Source organism: Pseudomonas sp. NPDC087598 (assembly GCF_044743525.1).
In the GTDB taxonomy this organism is placed as follows: domain Bacteria; phylum Pseudomonadota; class Gammaproteobacteria; order Pseudomonadales; family Pseudomonadaceae; genus Aquipseudomonas.
The window spans coordinates 55,982-75,821 of sequence record NZ_JBIUWQ010000022.1 but is presented as its reverse complement, the minus strand read 5'-3'; the positions used below and the strand labels follow the sequence as shown (position 1 = coordinate 75,821).

The following is a 19,840-nucleotide window of genomic DNA, read 5'->3' as shown; positions in this document are numbered from 1 at the left end:
GCACAGAAACGCGGATAAAACTCAAGGGCGCTGGATTTGTTGCAGGTGGCCATAGAGCTTCGCGTACAGCCCGCCATCGGCAATCAATTGCTGATGATCGCCATCTTCGGCAACCTGCCCGCCATCGAAAACCAACACCCGGTCAGCCTGCTTTACCGCCGACAAGCGGTGGGCAATGATCAGCGTGGTGCGGCCATTGAGAAAGCGCGCCATGGCTTGATGCAAGTTGTATTCGGTGGCGGCGTCGAGGGCCGAGGTGGCTTCGTCGAGGATCACCACTTTCGGCTCCGCGAGGATCATTCGCGCAATCGCCAGACGCTGGCGCTGACCGCCAGACAAACGCACGCCGGAACGCCCGACGATGCTGTCGAGGCCGTCCGGCAATGCGCGAATGGCGGGTTCGAGTTGGGCGATTGCAAGTGCCTGCCAACAGGCTTCGTCACTGCGGGTGCGGCCCATGGTCAGGTTGGCGCGCACGGTGTCATTGAACAGCGCCGGGTGCTGCAACACCACGGCGACGTTTTCGCGAACCGTCTCCAGGCCGATTTCCTGCTGAGTCGAACCGCCGAAACGGATAGTCCCCGCCAGCGGCGTGTACAGCCCCAACAGCAACTGCACCAAGGTGCTTTTGCCACCGCCGCTGGCACCGACAATCGCCACCTTCTCACCGGGAGCGATGGACAGGTCCAGCTGATTCAGCACCAGTTCGTCGCCGTAACCGAAGCTCAGGCCTTGCACCTGAATGCCCACGGTGTCGCGGCCCTTGAACGGATCGACACCACCCGGGTACTGCGGCTCATCGGCACGTGCCAGCAACTCGTTGATCCGCGCCAGCGCACCGCCGGCCGCGTAGTAGGCGTATTGCAGATTCAGCAGCTGTTCCACCGGGCCGATCATGAACCACAGGTAACTGAATACCGCGAGCATCTGGCCGATCGACAGGTCGGAAAACAGTACGGTAAGCATCGCCGCCGCACGGAATATATCGATACCGAACTGGAACAGCAGACCACTGGCGCGGTTGGAAGCGTCGGTTTTCCACTGCGAGTTGACCGCGTAGTTGCGCACTTCCTGCGCTCGCAATCCGAGCCGGCCGAGGAAGTAACCCTGACGGTTGCCCGCACGCACTTCCTGGATCGAATCGAGGGTTTCGCTCAGCGCCTGGGTGAAACGCGCCGTGCTGTCGTTCTCGAGTTTCTTCAGGTGCTTGACCCGTTTGCCCAACTGCACCGTGGCGTAGATCACCAGCGGATTGAACAGCAGAATCAGCAGCGCCAGTTTCCAGTGCATCCACATCAGGATGCTCGCGGTGCCGACCAGCGTCAGCATCGCCACCAGAAAACGGCTGAGGGTTTCACCGACAAACTTGTCGAGGGTGTCCAGGTCCGTGACCAGATGCGTGGTCACCGTGCCGCTGCCCAGACTTTCATATTCGCCGAGGGAAATGCGCTTCAGCCGGTCGATCAGGCGCACGCGGATGCGATAGACGATGTCCTTGGCCAGCCGTGCGAACAGCCGCGACTGCAACACGCCAAAGCACAATGCGCTACAACGCAGGGTCAGGGTGACTACCAGCATCAGACCGATATAACCCGCCGCCTGCTGCCACATTGTCGGCAGCACATGGTTCATGATTTTCAACGCGGCATCGCCGTGACCGAGCAAGACTTCGTCGACCAGCAACGGCAGCAGCAGCGGAATCGGCACACTGCACAGCGTCGCCAGCACGGCCACACCGTTGGCGATCCACAGGGATTTTTTGTGATGGAGTGCCAGACGCCGGACTTCTGCCCAGCTCAGCCGGTCGACACGCTTTACGGCTGGCGTGTCATCGGCCCGGTCAGGCACAGGCTGCGCGCTCCAGCCAGCGACCGAGCAATGGCGATAACTCGCTGAGCGGTTGATAGCCGTTGGTCAGCAGCGCCAGTTGGCCGTTGCGTTCAGCAAGCAAGGTCGGAAAACCGGCGATGCCCAGATCCTGCACCCAACTGAAATCGGCCTGGGTCGCTTTGTGTTGATCCGCATGATCGAACAACGCAGCAAATTCGATACGCGGCACGCCGGCCTGTTCCGCCAATTCCACCAGCACGCTGGCCTGGGTGACGTCGCGACCTTCAACGTAAAACGCCTGTTGGATCAGCCCGACCAGTTTCCACGCACAATCGGGTGCGAGGCTGCGCGCCGTGACGATCGCACGGCAGGCAGGCTCGGTGTCGTAAACAAAACCCTCAGGCAACGCTCCCTCTAGCTTGAACGGCTGGCCGGTGGCCTCGGTGACCGCTTGCCAGTGCTCAAGAATGTAGCGCCGAGTCGTCGGTTCCAGCGCCGCCCCGCTGCCGGTGCGCAAACCGCCCACCACAAGGTGCAGCTCGACCCCGGCGGCTTGCGCCTGCTCGACCAGTGCCTTGGCCACCGGAGCGAACCCCCAGCACCAGGAACACATCGGATCCATTACATAGAGCAGGCGCGCAGACATGGTTAAGCCTCGGTGGATGCTTGCTTATAGTTGTAGCCGATCGGGTGCGGCTGATTGCGCGCCTTGGCCAGTTCGATCTGCTTCTGGCGATCGGTGGCGCTGCGACGGGTTTTCTCGCTCAGGCTGTTCCAGCAGTGCGGGCAGCTGATACCGGCGACGTAATGCTCGGAGGCGCGATCTTCAACGCTGACCGGCGTGCGGCAGGCATGACATTGATCGTAGTCGCCTTCGCTGAGGTCGTGGCGCACGGTCACGCGGTTGTCGAACACGAAGCAGTCGCCCTGCCACTTGGTTTCTTCCTGCGGCACCTCTTCGAGGTACTTCAGGATGCCGCCCTTGAGGTGGTAAACCTCTTCGTAGCCTTCGCCGAGCATGTAGCTCGACGCTTTCTCGCAACGAATACCACCGGTGCAGAACATCGCGACCTTCTTGTGCACGGCCGGGTTGAAGTGTTCTTTGATGTAGTCGGGGAATTCGCGAAAACTGGTGGTTTTCGGATCGATGGCGCCTTCGAAGGTGCCAATCGACACTTCGTAGTCGTTGCGCGTATCGATCAACAGCACTTCCGGGTCGCTGATCAACGCGTTCCAGTCTTGCGGATCAACGTAGGTGCCAACCTTTTTATTCGGGTCGACGCCTTCGACACCGAGGGTGACGATCTCTTTCTTCAGCTTGACCTTGGTGCGGTAGAACGGTTGCTCGTCGCAGTACGATTCCTTGTGATCGATGTCGATCATGCGCGGGTCGTTCTTGAGCCAGGCGAGCAGGCCGTCGATGCCTTCGCGCGTACCGGAAACCGTGCCGTTGATGCCTTCTTCGGCGATCAGCAGCGTGCCTTTGATACCGTTGTCGACCATCGCTTGCAGCAGCGGCTCGCGCAGGTTGACGTAATCTTCGAGGGTGACGAACTTATACAGTGCCGCCACGACAATCGGTTGTGTCATGGGTATTTCTCCAGGTGGCTACCCTCGTAAAGGGTGAACCGGATTCAAAAAAAAACGCGCCGGGTGAGCGGCGCGTTGCGGATTCTAGCAAAAACACGATGTGTTTTGGATTTACTGAGATGCCTGTGGCAACACAGAACCTGTGGTGAGGGGATTTATCCCCGATGGGTCGCGAAGCGGCCCCAAACCCTGATAATGCGTTTTTTCAGGTATATCGAGTTCTGTGGTTTTGGGGCTGCTGCGCAACCCATCGGGGATAAATCCCCTCGCCACAAAAATCCCCTCACCACAAAGCACCACGAACAAAACCGTCCAATATCAGTGTTTGCTTCCGCCGGCACAGGTCGGCGACGCCGGGGCGGCGCCGATCTCTGCCCATTCCTGCGGGGTGTAGGTGTGCAGCGCCAACGCATGGAACTCGCCCATCAGCTCGCCGAGCGTGCCGTAGACTTTCTGGTGGCGCTTGACCCGGTTCAGGCCTTCGAACTGCGCGCTGACCACCACGGCTTTGTAGTGCGTCTGTAACCCGCGACTGTGCATGTGGCTTTCATCCAGCACTTGCAGATGCTCAGGCTGCAGCAGGCCCAGCGTCGATTCGATGCGTTGTTGCATGGTCATCACGAACTCCGCTTACTTCTTCTTGGCCGGAGCAGCGCCTTTCGGGGCCAGCTCGTTGGTCATGTCGTCAAGCAACTTGTTGACCACCGGCACCGCGCTTTCCAGCTTGGCCTGAGTCATCTGGGCCGATTGCTGAGTCAGCTGCGGCATTTTTTCCAGGACTTTCTTGCCCAGTGGCGACTGGTAGAACGCGACCAGATCCTTGAGTTCGGATTCGCTGAAGTTGCTGGTGTAGAGCTTGACCATGTCCGGCTTCAGCTTGTTCCAGCCAATGGCCTGGTCCAGAGCGGCGTTGGCCTTGGCCTGGTAGGTTTCCAGAGTGGCTTTCTTGGATTCCGGGGCTTTGGTCTGTTCAAAACGCTGGGCGAACATTTGCTGCACTTGCATGTACACCGGGGTGCCCAGCTTGTCAGCGTGCGCCAGGGTCAGGAAAGCTTCGGCACTGGCGTTGTGGCTGGCGGTATCGGCAAGCACCTGGCCGCTGGCGCAAACCAGTGCAACCGCGGTACAGATGGCACGAAGACGAGTCATCGAGTTTCCTTTTAAGCAAAGCGAGGTAAAACCCCAAGGGCGACCATTCTGCGCCTAAAAATCGCTGCGGCTCAACCCCCGGGCCTTGCCGCGCTTGATTGACGGGGATTTGCCGGTCAACAATCGGATCGAGGGAACCACCTGGGCCGACACCGGCCTAAACTGCGCAAACAGACCAACAGGAGTGTGCACGATGAGCCGTATCGAAACCGACAGCCTGGGCCAGATCGATGTCCCGGACGACGCCTACTGGGGTGCTCAGACGCAACGCTCGCTGATCAACTTCGCCATTGGTCAGGAACGCATGCCGCTGCCGGTATTGCACGCCCTGGCCCTGATCAAGAAAGCCGCCGCACGGGTCAACGACCGCAACGGCGACCTGCCCGCCGACATCGCACGCCTGATCGAACAAGCCGCCGACGAAGTGCTCGACGGCCAGCATGACGACCAGTTTCCACTGGTGGTCTGGCAGACCGGCAGCGGCACCCAGAGCAACATGAACGTCAACGAAGTGATCGCCGGTCGCGCCAACGAACTGGCCGGCAATCCGCGCGGCGGCAAGACGCCGGTGCACCCGAACGATCACGTCAACCGTTCGCAAAGCTCCAACGACTGTTTCCCGACCGCCATGAGCATCGCCACGGTCAAAGCCGTGCAGGAGCAGTTGCTGCCGGCGATTGCCGAGCTGTCCGGTGGTCTCGCTGAACTCGCCGCTCGCCACATGAAACTGGTGAAAACCGGCCGTACGCACATGATGGATGCGACGCCAATCACCTTCGGCCAGGAATTGTCCGGGTTCATAGCGCAACTGGATTACGCCGAACGGGCGATCCGCGCCGCGCTGCCGGCGGTGTGTGAATTGGCGCAGGGCGGCACCGCTGTCGGTACCGGGCTGAACTCGCCGCACGGTTTTGGCGAGGCGATTGCGGCGGAACTCGCCGCGCTGTCGGGCCTGCCGTTCGTCACCGCACCGAACAAGTTCGCCGCACTGGCCGGCCACGAGCCGCTGACCAGTCTGTCCGGGGCGCTGAAAACCCTCGCCGTGGCGCTGATGAAAATCGCCAACGACCTGCGCCTGCTCGGCTCTGGCCCCCGCGCGGGTTTTGCCGAAGTGCGCTTGCCGGCCAACGAGCCGGGCAGCTCGATCATGCCCGGCAAGGTCAACCCGACTCAGTGCGAAGCGCTGTCGATGCTCGCCTGCCAGGTGCTGGGCAATGACGTGACCGTCGGCATCGCCGCCAGTCAGGGCCACTTGCAGTTGAACGTGTACAAGCCGGTGATCATCCACAACCTGCTGCAATCGATCCGCCTGCTCGGCGATGGCTGCAGCAACTTCCAGCAGCACTGCATTGCCGGTCTTGAGCCGGACGCCGAAGTCATGGCGAAACATCTGGAACGTGGCTTGATGCTAGTGACGGCACTGAATCCGCACATTGGCTACGACAAGTCGGCGGAAATCGCCAAGAAGGCTTACAGCGAGGGGTTGACCTTGCGTGAGGCGGCGCTGGAACTGGGCTATCTGACTGATGAACAGTTCGATGCGTGGGTGCGGCCGGAGAACATGATCGAGGCTGGCGCCAAGGGCTGAGTTCTCTAGCGCCTCGATGTCCGTCTTCGCGAGCAGGCTCGCTCCCACATTCGATCGCATTTCCGACATGGGATTGCGATCAATGGTGGGAGCGAGCCTGCTCGCGAATGAGGTCGACGCGGTTCAACCTGCCGCCACCTTCATCCGCCGCGCCTTCAATCCGGCAATCAACGACGGCCCCAACGCCACCAGCGCCGACCCCAGCACCACCAGCACTGCCCCGCCGTAGCCCAGACCGTTGATCTGCTCGGCATGCACGTATTCCGGCCACATCCATGCGGCAATCGCCACCGCACTGAACGTCACCAATGGCGTGATCGCCAGCGTCGCACTGACCCGCGACGCCTCCCAGTGCGCCAACGCTTCGGCAAACGCGCCATAGGCAATCAAGGTGTTCAAGCAGCACGCCAACAACAGCCAGCCCTGCAACGGGCTTAACTCAAGTGCTTCGAGCGGATGCACCCAAGGCGTCAGCAACAATGCGCAGAACAGGTAGATCACCATCATCACTTGCAGCGAATTCCACACCGTCAGCAACTGCTTCTGACCCAGCGCATAAAAGGTCCAGACCGTCGACGCCAGCAGCACCAGCAACACCCCGGCGGTGTAATCCGACAGCGAGGTCAGCAACTCCGCCAGACGCTGATTGAAGAACAGCACAAAACCGATCAACAACACCGCAAGACCAATGCCCTGGCCGATGCTGAAGCGTTCCTTGAACACAAACAGACTGGCGATCAACAACATGATCGGCCCCATCTGCACCACCAGTTGCGCAGTGCCGGGACTCAGCAGATTCAGGCCCATCAGGTACAGAACGTAGTTACCGACGAGCCCGAGCACCGCCATCAATACCAGCCAGCCGCCCTTCGGCCCGAGCACTTTGCGGCTCGGCAGACGTTTGACCGCAGCCAGATAAATGAACAGGCAGCCACCGGACACCGTCAGGCGAAACCAGGTCACCGTGATCGGGTCCATCACCAGCAAGACCTGTTTGAGCTTGATCGGCAGGATGCCCCACAACAACGCCGTCAGCAGCGCCAGGAACAAGCCGTACACCCAGCGACCCGATGAAATGTGCATGCGAACCCCGAAGCCTGCTGACAAGTGCGCTCATTCTAGGCTTGGCAACGCACGCAACACAGGGACAGTTCCGGACACGCCGCGAATGAAACTGTGCAGGTCGCAGCATTAAATTGACGTGTGCCGTTGATCGGCAGAGCAGGCAGGGTAAGTGCTTCAGGCATAAGCTCATTGTATCCACCGCCACCGCCATCAAGGAGACCCGTCATGTTAGGCATGCGCCGCCAGGACCCCGCCCCCGCCACGCACTTTCGCAGCGATCGGATATGCCGGGTCAATGGCGAACTGTTTTTCAGCACGCGGGAAAATACCCTTGAGGGGCCGTTCGACAGTGCCGAAAAGGCTGAGCTGGAAATCCGGGCTTATATCGCGCGGATGCAGTTGCAGGACTCCAACCGCTAGTCCGTGGTGAATTCATTCGCGAGCAGGCTCGCTCCCACAGGGGAATGCGATCACCTGTGGGAGCGAGCCTGCTCGCGAAAGCGGTAGATCAGACAACAAACAGGTCAGCGCTTAACGCACCGCCTCAAACAACCCCGTCGCACCCATCCCGCCACCAACGCACATGGTGACGATGCCATAACGCAGATTACGCCGCTGCAACTCCCGCACCAGATGCCCGACCTGACGCGACCCGGTCATGCCGAACGGGTGACCAATGGAAATCGAGCCGCCATTGACGTTGTACTTCTCGTTGTCGATCTCCAGCCGATCACGGCTGTACAGGCACTGCGACGCGAACGCCTCGTTGAGTTCCCACAAATCGATATCCGCCACTTGCAAGCCCTTGGTCTTGAGCAGTTTCGGCACCGAGAAAACCGGACCGATGCCCATTTCATCCGGCTCGCAACCGGCGACCGCAAAACCACGGAAAAACGCTTTCGGCTTGAGACCCAGTTGCAGCGCTTTCTCCAGGCTCATCACCAGCGTCATCGAAGCGCCATCGGACAACTGCGACGAGTTACCCGCCGTCACCGAACCGTCTTCGGCAAACACCGGCTTCAACCCGGCGAGGCTTTCGTAAGTGGTGTCCGGGCGGTTGCAGTCGTCACGGTCAACGATGCCATCGAGAATCTGCACTTCACCGCTGTTCTTGTCCTCGACGCGATACTTCACCGCCATCGGCACGATTTCATCGTTGAACAACCCGGAGGCCTGCGCTTGAGCGGTACGAATCTGGCTTTGCAGGGAATAGCGATCCTGCGCCTCGCGGCTGACGCCATAACGCCGCGCGACCACTTCGGCGGTCTGGCCCATCGTGTAATAGATGCCCGGTGACTGCTGTTTGAGCAGCGGGTTGATCAGGTGATCGGTATTGACGCTTTTCATCGTCAGGCTGATCGACTCGACACCGCCGGCGACGATGATGTCGCTGCAACCCGAGGCGATCTGGTTGGCGGCAATCGCAATCGCCTGCAAACCCGACGAACAGAATCGGTTGAGGGTCATGCCCGCCACGCCTGTGCCCAGTTGCGAGAGCACCGCGACGTTGCGACCGATGTTGTAGCCCTGCGCGCCTTCGTTGGAACCGGCGCCGACGATGCAATCCTCGACGCTGGCCGGATCGATGTCATTGCGCGACAGCAGCGCGTTGACGCAGTGCGCCGCCATGTCGTCAGGGCGGGTCTGGTTGAACTTGCCGCGAAAGGACTTGGCCAGGCCGGTCCGTACGCTGTCGACGATCACCACTTCACGCATGGCATACCTCATTGTTGTTGTCGGTTGAAAGTGGACCTGAGCATAAGTCCACCCGATTACCGACCGCGACAATCATTCACCCCGCGTATGCGTGTCCATCGGTTCAGTCCTTGTGCTTTTTAGCCTTCTTGTCGGACTTCTCAAACGCCTCTTCCAGTGCCCGGTTGATCGTGTGCAACACCTTGACCCGCGCCCAGCGCTTGTCGTTGGCCTCAATCAACGTCCACGGAGAAATCTCGGTGCTGGTGCGGTCGACCATGTCGCCGACGGCGGCGCGGTAGTCGTCCCACTTGTCGCGGTTACGCCAGTCGTCTTCGGTGATCTTGAAGCGCTTGAACGGAATCTCTTCGCGTTCCTGGAAACGCTCCATTTGCGTGTCCTTGTCGATGGCCAGCCAGAACTTGACCACGATCACGCCAGCGTCGTCGACCTGCTCCTCGAAGTCGTTGATCTCGCCGTAGGCACGCATCCAGTCGGCGGTACTGCAGAAGCCTTCGACCCGCTCCACGAGTACTCGGCCATACCAGGAACGGTCGAACACGGTGAACTTGCCCCGCGCCGGAATATGCCGCCAGAACCGCCACAGGTAAGGCTGCGCGCGCTCCTCTTCGGTCGGCGCGGCAATCGGCACGATGTTGTACTGGCGCGGGTCGAGTGCGGCTGCGACCCGGCGAATCGCCCCGCCCTTGCCTGCCGCGTCGTTGCCTTCGAACACGGCCACCAAGGCGTGGCGGCGCATGCGTTTATCGCGCATCAGCCCGGACAGCCGCGCCTGCTCGGTGATCAGTTGTTCTTCATAGTCCTTCTTGTCCAGGCGCTGGGTCAGGTCGAGGCTGTCGAGCAGGTTCAACTGATCGACTGCCGTGCCCAATGGCGCCGCACTGACATCGTGGGGATGCACGTCCGGTCGCTTCAGGGCGTTTTGCAAACCCTCGAGCAGAATCTTGCCGACCGCCAGACTGCGGTAATGCGCATCGGCGCCTTCGATGATGTGCCACGGCGCATAGTCGCGACTGGTACGACGCAACACACGCTCGCCGTACTTGACGAACTTGTCGTAGGTTTCCGACTGCTGCCAGTCCAGCGGACTGATGCGCCAGCTGTGCAACGGATCGTCGGCGAGGGCCTTGAGCCGCGCCTTCATCTGTTTTTTGGACAGGTGAAACCAGAACTTGAAGATCAGCGCGCCTTCATCGCAGAGCATTTTTTCCAGACGCTCGGCGGCGTTGATCGCCTGGTCCAGGCGCGGGTCCTTGAACAATCCATGCACCCGACCCTGGAGCATCTGGCTGTACCAGTTGCCGAAGAAAATCCCCATCCGCCCCTTGGCCGGCAACATCCGCCAGTAACGCCAGGCCGGTGGCCGCGCCAGTTCTTCGTCGGTCTGCTGATCGAAGGTGCGAACCTCGATCAGGCGCGGGTCCATCCACTCGTTGAGCAATTTGACCGTCTCGCCCTTGCCCGCGCCCTCGATACCGTTGATCAAAATGATCACCGGGAAACGCTTTTGCTGCTGCAACTCGAACTGCGCTTCCAGCAGTGCTTCACGCAGTGCAGGAACGGCGGACTCATAAGTGTCTTTGTCGATGGCGTGACCGATTTCAGCGGATTCAAACATGGGACGGCTCCTTCCAGGGTTCAGCAAGACTAGCGGATTGGGCACGGGCAAGGCGGAGAAATTCCCGCCTCACAGCAAGCGATGTGAACGACGATCCTGTGGCGAGGGAGCTTGCTCCCGCTCGACTGCGCAGCAGGCGCCAATCATGCTGGCGCGGGGAGTCAGACATACACGATTCGTCCGATTTCGGGGCCGCTTCGCAACCCAGCGGGAGCAAGCTCCCTCGCCACATAAATCCTTATATCCAATCCTGAATCATCGATTGTCCTTTAGGCGACCAATACAAGGCTTGCCTTGGATCAAGCAGGCCCTGCGCGATCGGCTAGAATGGCGGCCTTGTTGCTGCCGAGCCTGCCATGAAACCTGTAATGCCCCACGCCCAACTCGACTGGGATGACCAGGGACGCCCGCGTTCGCGGGTGTTCGATGACGTGTATTTTTCCGACCAGTCGGGGCTGGAGGAGACCCGTTATGTGTTTCTTGAGCAGAACCGTCTGGCCGAGCGCTTCGCGGCATTACCGGCGGACGGGCGACTGGTCATCGGCGAAACCGGATTCGGCACCGGGCTGAATTTTCTCTGCGCCTGGCAACTGTTCGAAGAGCATGCCTCGGCCAGTGCGCGTCTGCATTTTGTCAGTGTCGAAAAGTACCCGCTGAGCCCCGCCGACCTGCAACGCGCACTGGCGTTATGGCCGGCGCTGAAGCCACTCGCCGATCAGTTGCTCAAGCATTACGTGGCGATCCATCAAGGCTTTCAGCGCATCACCCTGGCCAACGGTCGAGTGACACTGACGCTGTTGATCGGTGATGCCCTCGAGCAATTGCCGCAGCTGGACGCGCAGATCGACGCGTGGTTTCTCGACGGTTTCGCCCCGGCGAAGAACCCTGACATGTGGACCGCTGAACTGTTCGTCGAACTGGCCCGACTGGCCGCGCCCGGCTCGACCATCAGCACCTTTACCAGCACCGGGTGGGTGCGGCGTTTGCTCAACGCCGCCGGGTTCAAGATGAAACGCACGCCGGGCATCGGCCACAAATGGGAAATCCTCCGTGGCGAATTCCTCGGCTGGCCCGAGCACGTTGCCCCGCCGCAAGCGGAAAAACCCTGGTTCGCACGCCCTGCCCCGCTGAACGGTGACCGCCGGGCGCTGGTGATCGGTGCCGGTCTGGCCGGCTGCGCCACGGCAGCCAGCCTCGCGTCACGCGGCTGGCATGTGAGTCTGCTCGAGCGTCACGCTGCCATTGCGCAGGAAGCGTCCGGCAATCCGCAAGGCGTGCTGTACCTGAAACTCTCGGCCCATGGCACCGCGTTGTCACAACTGATTGTCAGCGGTTTCGGCTACACCCGACGTCTGCTGGAAACCCTGCAACGCGGCCGCGACTGGGACGATTGCGGCGTGCTGCAACTGGCGTTCAACACCAAGGAAGCCGAGCGCCACGCGCAATTGGCGGAGGCGTTTGCGCCAGACCTGTTGCTGTGGCTCGACCAGCCCGAGGCACAAGCTCGCGCTGGCGTCGGTGTGGCCCACGGCGGTTTGTACTATCCCGAAGGTGGTTGGGTGCATCCACCCGCGCTGTGTCAGGCGCAAACGGCGCAAGCGAATGTCGAATTGCTCAGCCATCGCGAAGTGCTTGATCTGCGCAAGGTCGATGACCAGTGGCAAGCCTTCGACGGCGACCGTTTACTCGCCAGCGCGCCGGTCGTGGTGCTGGCCGGTGCTGCCGAGATCAAGCGTTTTGCGCAAAGTGCCGAGTTGCCACTCAAGCGCATTCGCGGGCAGATCACGCGACTGGCACAGACCGAACAGAGCCAGGCGCTGGCCACCGTGGTGTGCGCCGAAGGTTACGTTGCCCCCGCACGATTAGGCGAACACACCCTTGGCGCCAGCTTCGATTTCAACAGCAACGACCTGACGCCGACCACCGCCGAGCACTTTGGCAATCTGGCCATGCTCGAAGAGATTTCCAGCGACCTGGTGACGCGTCTGCAGATCGATCAGCAGGATCCTGAGGACCTCCAGGGCCGAGCAGCCTTCCGTTGCACCAGCCCGGATTACCTGCCGATCGTCGGTCCCCTCGCCGACCGCGAAGCATTCATTCAAGCCTATGCCGCGCTAAGCAAGGATGCCCGGCAAGTGCCGGACATCGCCTGCCCATGGCTCGACGGTTTATACGTCAACAGCGGGCATGGCTCACGCGGTCTGATCACCGCGCCGCTGTCTGGCGAACTGCTCGCCGCCTGGCTGGACAATGAGCCGTTGCCGCTGCCAAGAAGCGTCGCCGAGGCCTGTCATCCGAACCGTTTCGCGCTGCGACAATTGATTCGCGGCAAGTAGAGCTCACGCATCGGCTATCGAACAGAGACCCAGATCGGCCAGACGTATCGCATCGTCGGTCAGGCGTGAGAGTTCGGCGTCGACAGCTTGCTCTCGCTTTAATTTGATGGCGTCCATCTGGGCCAGGTAATCAGCGGTGGTCAGTTGGGTCGCCTGTTCGAAAACCGTATTCATCTGCGGCGCGAACGTATCATCGATGGCGGCGAACTTGCGTGGAAACGTGCGTTTCAGGTAATCGCCCCAAAAGGGTTGGCGCTGCATGAACGTCAGCCATTCGGAAGACAGTTCCGCGGCATTGACCGTGTTCTTCGCCGTCGCCAGATCGGCCTCGGTCACTGCGCCCAACACGGCAAACTTCATATGCCGTGGCTGCCCCGGCAGATCGAGTGCATCGGCCAGTCCGGTGCGATAGGCCAGGTTCACTTCCAGCGGATCGGCCTTCGGATGTTTGAGTGAGTGTTCGCGCGCAATCGCGTCGAGCTGGTCCAGCCGAAACAGACCTCGACCCAGCTTGAGCAGCGGTTTCGCACGGATGGTTTGGCCGTCCGCAATCCGCGTCACTCTGCTCACTTCCACCGCAAGTTCGAGATGGCTGAAGTTTATCGCCGCACTGTCGGTACAGTTGATCGGGTTGGCGGCCAGATTCAGCACTTGCTCGCTGAGGATCGCGTCGGGCTCGGCCGTTTCAAGCACCGCCCAGACCCGTCGATGCATGTCTTCGCTGACCTTTTCGGAATCGGCCGTATTACCCAGTTCCGAGAGCAGATGAAACAAGCCTTCGGCCCTTGGATCATCCTTGAATGCCGTCCAGATGCGGTTACGCCGCCCCCAATCCTCACCGGCTCCGTCTTTGAACCACAACGAGCGCGCCTGCTGTTCGTCAAGACGGGCGATGTCATCCTCCAGATAGCCCATGCCAACACCGATGTTTTTTCGATAATCGGTCAGATGAGTGCGGCTGGTCAGCGCCAGAGGATTACCGCGCAAATTGAGTGCCTGACTGAAATGCCTGGAGGACTTGAACAGCCATGCAGGCAGGTCCTTGATCTCGTTATTGCGCAAGTCCACCCAGTCGAGATAAGGCAGGCGTGCAAGCCCTTTGGGCAATTCGGTGGCGCGGGTGTCGCGCAGAGACAAGGCACGCAAATCAAACAGCTTGCCGACGTCCGGGGTTGCGCCCAACGGGTTACCGCTCAAGTTCAGTTGCTGCAGGGTGCGCAACTGGCCGAGTTTCGCCAGGGTGTGCTCGGTCAATTTGATCTGGTTGCCTGCCAGGCTCAACCGGGCCAGTTTGGGCATATGCGACAGCACTTCCGGCAGCCGGGTGAGTGTGTTGTTGTCGAGTTCCAGCGATTCGACCTGTTTGAAGGCCTTGAGGAAATAAGCGAGGTCGTCGTCCTGCGCCATGTTTTTCAGCGACAACCGCTGTATATGATCGAAACTCAACCCGGGCGGTAAGGTCGGCAGTTTGCCCACCCGCATGCCGTCGAGATTCAGGGCGCAGACTGATTTTCCACGCTCATCGGTCGCCAGATAAATCCGTCGAAATCCGTCCTCGATCTGCTCTGCGGCCCACTTGCGGCTTCGCCGCAGTTCACGCAGGTCGCCGCCCACAGCTTTCATGGCGTCCTGATCCTCACTCCATTTTTCCAGCACTTCGCGCAGATGTGCACGATCGGTCAGCAACGCTTGTACCCGGGTGGCGCGGGTCAGCACGTCACTGCCCAAGCCATCGATAAACTCACTGGCCCGGGTTTCAGAAAATCGGGGATAGAGCTTTCTGACCTTGCGCAGTAACGCGCGGGGATGGCTCGGCGTTGCCGGCGCTTGATCGGCCTGAAGACACGCAGGCTCAACCACCAGCGGCTCAAGTTTGCCGTCGCGCAAGATCCGCGCACTGGCTTCACGCTCATCCAGTGCGACATTAAGCAATTCACTGCGCAGCCGTGCACTGTCGGCGTCAACCGGATCGGGAAAACCGGCGGCGAGTCGCTGGCGCGGCGGCAACGCCTTGAGGATGCCGGCATAGAGGCTGTCCGGGCCCGCCGCCACGCTCCCGACAGATTTACCGTCACCGGCGAATGCTTCATAACCACTGGTCGATTTGACCAGCGTGCACGTATTCGAAGGTGTCGCCGACGCCTCTCCGATGGCTTCAAGCACCGGCCCGGTCAGCGTCTTCTCACGCACTGTCAGACGCAGGGCCGGGTCCCAGCCGCGCAAACGGGGCAACAACTGGATGGCCAGTTTTTCGCTATCGGCATTGGCAATCTGCGGCAGGTGAAACCCGCTTAACGCCCGATCCAGGCGCACCGCAGCGCTGGCATCGCGGACCTTTTGCGCCAGGCCCAGGGGCACCCGCCCGGTGGCGCGCAGATGCCCACGTTCGACGCTCGGCGCCTGGTCGATCAGGCGCTGAGCGTAACGCGCAGGAAGCTCGGCAAACACGTTGCGCAACTGCTTCACCTCGTCGACTTCACTCTGGTCATAGCGTTGATACATGCGCTCGAAAACCGCTGCACGATCGGCCTTGAACGCCGCGCCCAGCTTCTTCGCCAGCGCCTGACTTTCGCCAGCGGCGTTGACTTTGCTGCTCAGCAGCGTATCGACCTCCTTCTGGTACAGGCCGTCGATCACCGTCTGCAGCAATTGCCCGGAATCCAGCTGATCCTGGCTGACCACCACGCTGAGCGTATCGTCAGGGATGGCGGGCGCGGGATACCTTGCGCTAACAACGCCTTCGCTATCGTTGACCTCAATGTAGCGGTCCGTCGGCCAGCCGGGCAACTTCGGCAAGCCGTGCAATTGTTCCTGCACAGGCTGACCCGAGTGAATTTCACCTGTGCGCAGCTCACGGATGAGCTGACTCAACTCGCGCTCGATGCGCAGGCGCTCGACGGTGTCGCGCAAGCGCACGGGCAGCGCGAGGTTGTCGATAAAGGCACGCTGCAATTGCTCGTGGCTGACGCCGCTGAGTCGACGCATCGTCTCCAGATCGCTGTCGGCGAACTCACTCAGATGCGGGTCCATGCGTTTGAGGGTATAGGGCGTGCTGGTCCACTGTTCGGGATGTTCGGTCGCCAGTCGCCAGCCGCCCTCGACATGGCGCTCCAGCTCAGGCGCGTAGGCTTGCGCGCGATGGGGATGGTCGAGGCGCCAGCGCTGGGTCTGCGCATCGATAGCGCCGGAGACGATCCGATGGTCGACGCGACCGACGATCTTGTCGCCGATCTCGTACATCTCCTCGGAGTCGGCGGCCACGGTGAAACCTTCCGGCAGCCGATGCTCATACGTGGCGAAATCAGGCTTCCACAGCCGTGCTTTTCCGGCCGGATGGGTAATCGCGGTGAACTGCGCGAAAAACTCCGGATGGGCACTGACCAGTTTGCGCCCGAGCAACCCCACTGCCTTCTGCCCACCGGCAAACAACCCCATCAAAGCAATGTTTTCCGCCACGCTGAACAGATGCGAGAGTGCCGCCTGCTGATCGCCCCGGCGCCAGTCCTCGACGCCTTCGTAAACCTCGGCCAGCAGCTGCCCGGCCGCGACGCCCATCATCAATTGGCCGATGACCGGCACGAAAAATCCCGCCACCGTCGCAATCGTCACACCCAACTCAAGAAAATCGAGCAAGCGCTTATCCCGCACATCCTCATCGATATCAGCGGTCGGCACAGCCAGTTTGCGCGCATCGATCTGCAGCTTGCCGACGTGGCTCTGCACCATGAACTCGAACAACGGCACGCTGATCGGCAACTGCCGAATGTGCCCCAGATCAGCGGTGCTGGCGAAGGTCTTGAAGAAGTCTGCCTTATCATCCTCATCGAGGCTGTTGGCGAAGTAGTCCTTGTAGCTTTTCACGCTCAGTTGCTGCGTGAGGTACTGCTTGAACTCGGTAAAACTGGCGTATTCATACAGCGGCCGTTCGGGCTCGCCGGCCATGTACACCAGGCACCACTCGTCCGGGTACGACTCGACCGACCGCGCGGAAAACACCACAACGCCCCAGATGCAGCTGTCGAGGATTTCGATGCCTTGCATGATCATGGGGCTTTGCCCGTACCGCAGGGTTTGCGCGGACGGTTTGCCGTCAGCGGCCGCCAATTGCTGGAGCATCCGCACGCCTTCCGGCGTGATGTGCGACCTGAGCCCGGCCAGATGCATATCCAGTTGCAGCAGGTTTTTTTTCATCGTGGCGATGTCGCGGGTCATGCTGCTGGTGGCGACGACCTTGCCGTCGCTTTCGGTGATGCCGAACGCCTGCTGAAAATGTTCCTGATAACGCTTGCCCAGATCCAGTTCACGACAGAGTTTGGCGAATGCCGCCGGGGTCAAGCCGTCCACACCTGACGGCGCACTGTTCACCCGCACCAGACTGCCCTCGGGAAAACCGTCGGCTTCTTCGTCTACGCTGAAATTCTGCATGGCGGCCTGCAGCAGCGTCTGTGTGGCATGCGGGACGGTTTCAATGCCCTTGTTGTCGGTCGATGTCGGCGTACAACCACAATCGGGTCCCGGCAGACTCAGAAGATCCTGTTCGACATCAAACACCGCCGGCCATTTGTCTTTCAGCGCACGGGTCAATTCAGTGATGCAGAAGGTGTTCAGGGGTTTGAGCTGGAGCAGATCCTTTTCAACCTTGAGCTGAACGGCATGCAGGTCACGCACGGTTTGATCAAGTGCAGCCAGGGTGTCAATCGAGCTTTTCAGGAGTATCTCGGGCAGGCACTTTTGCAGTGCCTTGGCACTCTCCAGATCGCCAGTGGCTTCGAGCAAGGTGCCGAGTATTTCGTTCGGTGTCGGCGCCCGAGGCTCGGTTTTGTTTTGAGTGGTCGTCATCGCAATAGTCCTTTATTGCAGGTATGAGCCATTGACCTTATCGATTTAAAACAAAACGGCAAACATAAAAACTGATCATTTTCACTGGCATTGCAACAGGCATACTTTCTCGACAAATGTGCGGTACATAGATATGTCAAACTTTCAAAATCCAGCTGAACTTCGCCCCTAAACCATTCATTAATGGCGTTATTTTTCTGTACTCACTGCGCCTAACATCGAGTCTCCTTCCGCGATGAGACTTCTTGTATGACTTTGCCATTGGAGCAACAACCTGGCACGCCCACGAACGACAACTTACTGACTCAAGTCTTCAATGAGATCAATGACTGGGACAAAGCAACAATTGTCGAAAAATGCCTGTCCGGCAAACTGCCGAACGCCGACCAAACCAGAATCGCCGAGTATCGATCCGCACTGAAAAAGGCACTCGCGCTCCAGACTTTTTTTGAAACTTTGCTGCCCAGCCTGGACACCCCCAACAAGTTCTGCGGGCGGATACTTCGAGACGAGTTACGTAAGACCTACGGCACCCGATTCAGGGTTCAGGACATCATCAGGCTCGTCCCCAAGGCACGTTCGGAAAAAGCCAAACACGCCTGTACCTTGCTGCAAGCAGCGATGCTGAACTTTACCAACGCCGAAGCTGCGGCTAATTACTTCTCGGCCGATAGCGCAACGCTTTCCGACGCTCAGGACACACCCGCCGACAGTGCCGCCAACGTGCAGATGACTGCGCAAGTATTTGCGGCGTTGAGTCGCAAGCTCGATCTCGGTGACCAATACCAGAAACTGATCACTCGAACATTTGAAGAGCCAAACGTCCAGTTGCAGGCCGTGCAGCTTGGCAAACTCAATATGAGGATGGCCGCCTACAACCGATATTTCAGCAAAGACATTCAACAATTCCTGTTATTCATGCTGACTCAATTTACCGAGGGCAATGACGATATTCTCAATGGTGACCTTTTCAATAACGCACCGATTCAACTCTGTTCGGTACAGATCTTCGGCAAATATCTGGTCAATGCCGTACTGATCATTTGCCGTCTCACTCATGAATCGACCCAGGATCGTTACTTGCTTTATGTGCCTGACGATAAAGGCAGCGTTTTTTACCACACCGATAATGAAGACAACTGCCGGATCAGTCTCGCCGCCAGTCTGCTTGGTCAGTCGTCGCTGCGAAGCGTGTTCGCCGCTCAACTAAACCGCAGCGATCAGAATGACTTCCTCAATGAAAAACTGGGCGTGGTGTCATTTACCAAGGACATCAGCTTCACCCCGCTAAGCCAGGGGCTATTCGAATATCTGTTTAAACGGCAACTTGATAAATTCGCATCCGATGTCAAGCAACTGGCTGTCCCCGTTGCCGAGGTCAACCAGTCGATGCATGACAAGCGGCGTGAAAATCGTGCATTGCAGCAACGCCCGTCGCTCTCCGAAACCTTGATGTACGACTTCAACAAACGTATCCGCGCCGGTTCGCCAGATGCTTTGCTGAGCGACGTGTTTAGCGGTGTCGAAGACTGGACGTTCAGCGAAAAACTGCTGGGGCTCAACGCACTGCTGAATCTGAAGGAAAAACTCTCCCCTGCAGATGCCAATAGTCAAAGCGACAGTGAGCAACCCCTCGATACGTCCGCCGAACCAACTTCTGTGTTTTTCAAGAAGTTCGAACTGCAAGACCACTCCAATCCGCAAAAGAACGCTTTGCTGTGGAAACGAACGCTGTCCGGGTACGAACAGAAAACCCACGCAGCTAACCGAATCATGGATCAGGCGTATCCCGATGACGATGATCAGCGGGTGCGCAACTACAACGGGCGGCATTTCATCCGAGTGGCCGGCAGCGTCTACGAAGTCGAGCCCAATCCTCTGGCATGGCGCATTCGCCATCCACTCAACGAAGCGGCCTACCGCCCGCCCGTGGTCTATTCCCCCGGCAGCGGCTGGAACTTGCAGCACAAACGCTCCGTCGTCGGAACAACGAAAACACTTGAAGTCACGGAAGCTGCAGACACGGTCAGTTCGCTGCCAGCAGCGACACCGCCAGCGGTCTTATAACTTATCGTTCTAAAACTCCACTTACCGAGGCGGGTCAGTTTC

13 protein-coding genes are annotated in these 19,840 nt (G+C 59.6%); 4 read left to right on the top strand and 9 right to left on the bottom strand.

The window, feature by feature from the left end; genetic code table 11:
• Positions 1 to 21: 21 nt before the first annotated feature.
• From ACIOWE_RS14545 to ACIOWE_RS14525, 5 genes are all read right to left on the bottom strand, one after another.
• Positions 22 to 1,848, bottom strand: a complete 1,827-nt coding sequence (locus ACIOWE_RS14545; RefSeq protein ID WP_401392434.1) for an ABC transporter ATP-binding protein — start codon at positions 1,846 to 1,848, stop codon at positions 22 to 24.
• A complete protein-coding gene (locus ACIOWE_RS14540; protein WP_201237294.1) occupies positions 1,841 to 2,476 on the bottom strand; it encodes a DsbA family protein in 636 nt (211 codons plus the stop codon). The genes ACIOWE_RS14545 and ACIOWE_RS14540 overlap by 8 nt, the downstream gene beginning before the upstream one ends.
• Before the next feature lie 2 nt (positions 2,477 to 2,478).
• On the bottom strand, positions 2,479 to 3,420 hold the full coding sequence (locus tag ACIOWE_RS14535; protein ID WP_401392430.1) for a rhodanese-related sulfurtransferase: 942 nt from the start codon (positions 3,418 to 3,420) through the stop codon (positions 2,479 to 2,481).
• Between the two features lie 318 nt (positions 3,421 to 3,738).
• A complete protein-coding gene (locus tag ACIOWE_RS14530) occupies positions 3,739 to 4,038 on the bottom strand; it encodes a BolA family transcriptional regulator (RefSeq protein ID WP_201237292.1) in 300 nt (99 codons plus the stop codon).
• A gap of 12 nt (positions 4,039 to 4,050) precedes the next feature.
• Positions 4,051 to 4,569: a DUF2059 domain-containing protein gene (locus ACIOWE_RS14525; RefSeq protein WP_201237291.1), complete on the bottom strand. Its 519-nt coding sequence runs from the start codon at positions 4,567 to 4,569 to the stop codon at positions 4,051 to 4,053.
• Between the two features lie 193 nt (positions 4,570 to 4,762).
• Between ACIOWE_RS14525 and ACIOWE_RS14520 the strand changes: the two genes are divergently transcribed.
• Positions 4,763 to 6,157 (top strand): class II fumarate hydratase, encoded by a 1,395-nt coding sequence (locus tag ACIOWE_RS14520; RefSeq protein ID WP_401392426.1) that lies wholly within the window; start codon positions 4,763 to 4,765, stop codon positions 6,155 to 6,157.
• Between the two features lie 123 nt (positions 6,158 to 6,280).
• Here ACIOWE_RS14520 and ACIOWE_RS14515 read toward each other — a convergent pair whose 3' ends face one another.
• Positions 6,281 to 7,240, bottom strand: a complete 960-nt coding sequence (locus tag ACIOWE_RS14515; protein WP_401392423.1) for a DMT family transporter — start codon at positions 7,238 to 7,240, stop codon at positions 6,281 to 6,283.
• A gap of 207 nt (positions 7,241 to 7,447) precedes the next feature.
• Between ACIOWE_RS14515 and ACIOWE_RS14510 the strand changes: the two genes are divergently transcribed.
• Positions 7,448 to 7,642 (top strand): DUF6316 family protein, encoded by a 195-nt coding sequence (locus ACIOWE_RS14510; protein ID WP_401392420.1) that lies wholly within the window; start codon positions 7,448 to 7,450, stop codon positions 7,640 to 7,642.
• A 111-nt stretch (positions 7,643 to 7,753) separates the two neighbouring features.
• Here the strand turns inward: ACIOWE_RS14510 and ACIOWE_RS14505 are convergent, their stop codons facing one another.
• Together ACIOWE_RS14505 and pap are read right to left on the bottom strand one after the other, a co-directional pair.
• Positions 7,754 to 8,938: a thiolase family protein gene (locus ACIOWE_RS14505; protein WP_401392417.1), complete on the bottom strand. Its 1,185-nt coding sequence runs from the start codon at positions 8,936 to 8,938 to the stop codon at positions 7,754 to 7,756.
• A gap of 103 nt (positions 8,939 to 9,041) precedes the next feature.
• Positions 9,042 to 10,556: a polyphosphate:AMP phosphotransferase gene (gene pap / locus ACIOWE_RS14500; protein ID WP_401392414.1), complete on the bottom strand. Its 1,515-nt coding sequence runs from the start codon at positions 10,554 to 10,556 to the stop codon at positions 9,042 to 9,044.
• 356 nt (positions 10,557 to 10,912) lie between these two features.
• Between pap and mnmC the strand changes: the two genes are divergently transcribed.
• Positions 10,913 to 12,892, top strand: coding sequence for a bifunctional tRNA (5-methylaminomethyl-2-thiouridine)(34)-methyltransferase MnmD/FAD-dependent 5-carboxymethylaminomethyl-2-thiouridine(34) oxidoreductase MnmC (gene mnmC, locus ACIOWE_RS14495; RefSeq protein WP_401392411.1), 1,980 nt, complete (start codon positions 10,913 to 10,915; stop codon positions 12,890 to 12,892).
• 3 nt (positions 12,893 to 12,895) lie between these two features.
• Here mnmC and ACIOWE_RS14490 read toward each other — a convergent pair whose 3' ends face one another.
• Complete coding sequence (locus ACIOWE_RS14490; protein WP_401392408.1) at positions 12,896 to 17,731, bottom strand: NEL-type E3 ubiquitin ligase domain-containing protein; 4,836 nt, start codon at positions 17,729 to 17,731, stop codon at positions 12,896 to 12,898.
• Between the two features lie 249 nt (positions 17,732 to 17,980).
• On the opposite strand from ACIOWE_RS14490, the gene ACIOWE_RS14485 reads away from it, so the two are divergent.
• Positions 17,981 to 19,798, top strand: a complete 1,818-nt coding sequence (locus ACIOWE_RS14485) for a dermonecrotic toxin domain-containing protein (RefSeq protein WP_401392406.1) — start codon at positions 17,981 to 17,983, stop codon at positions 19,796 to 19,798.
• Positions 19,799 to 19,840 lie beyond the last annotated feature (42 nt).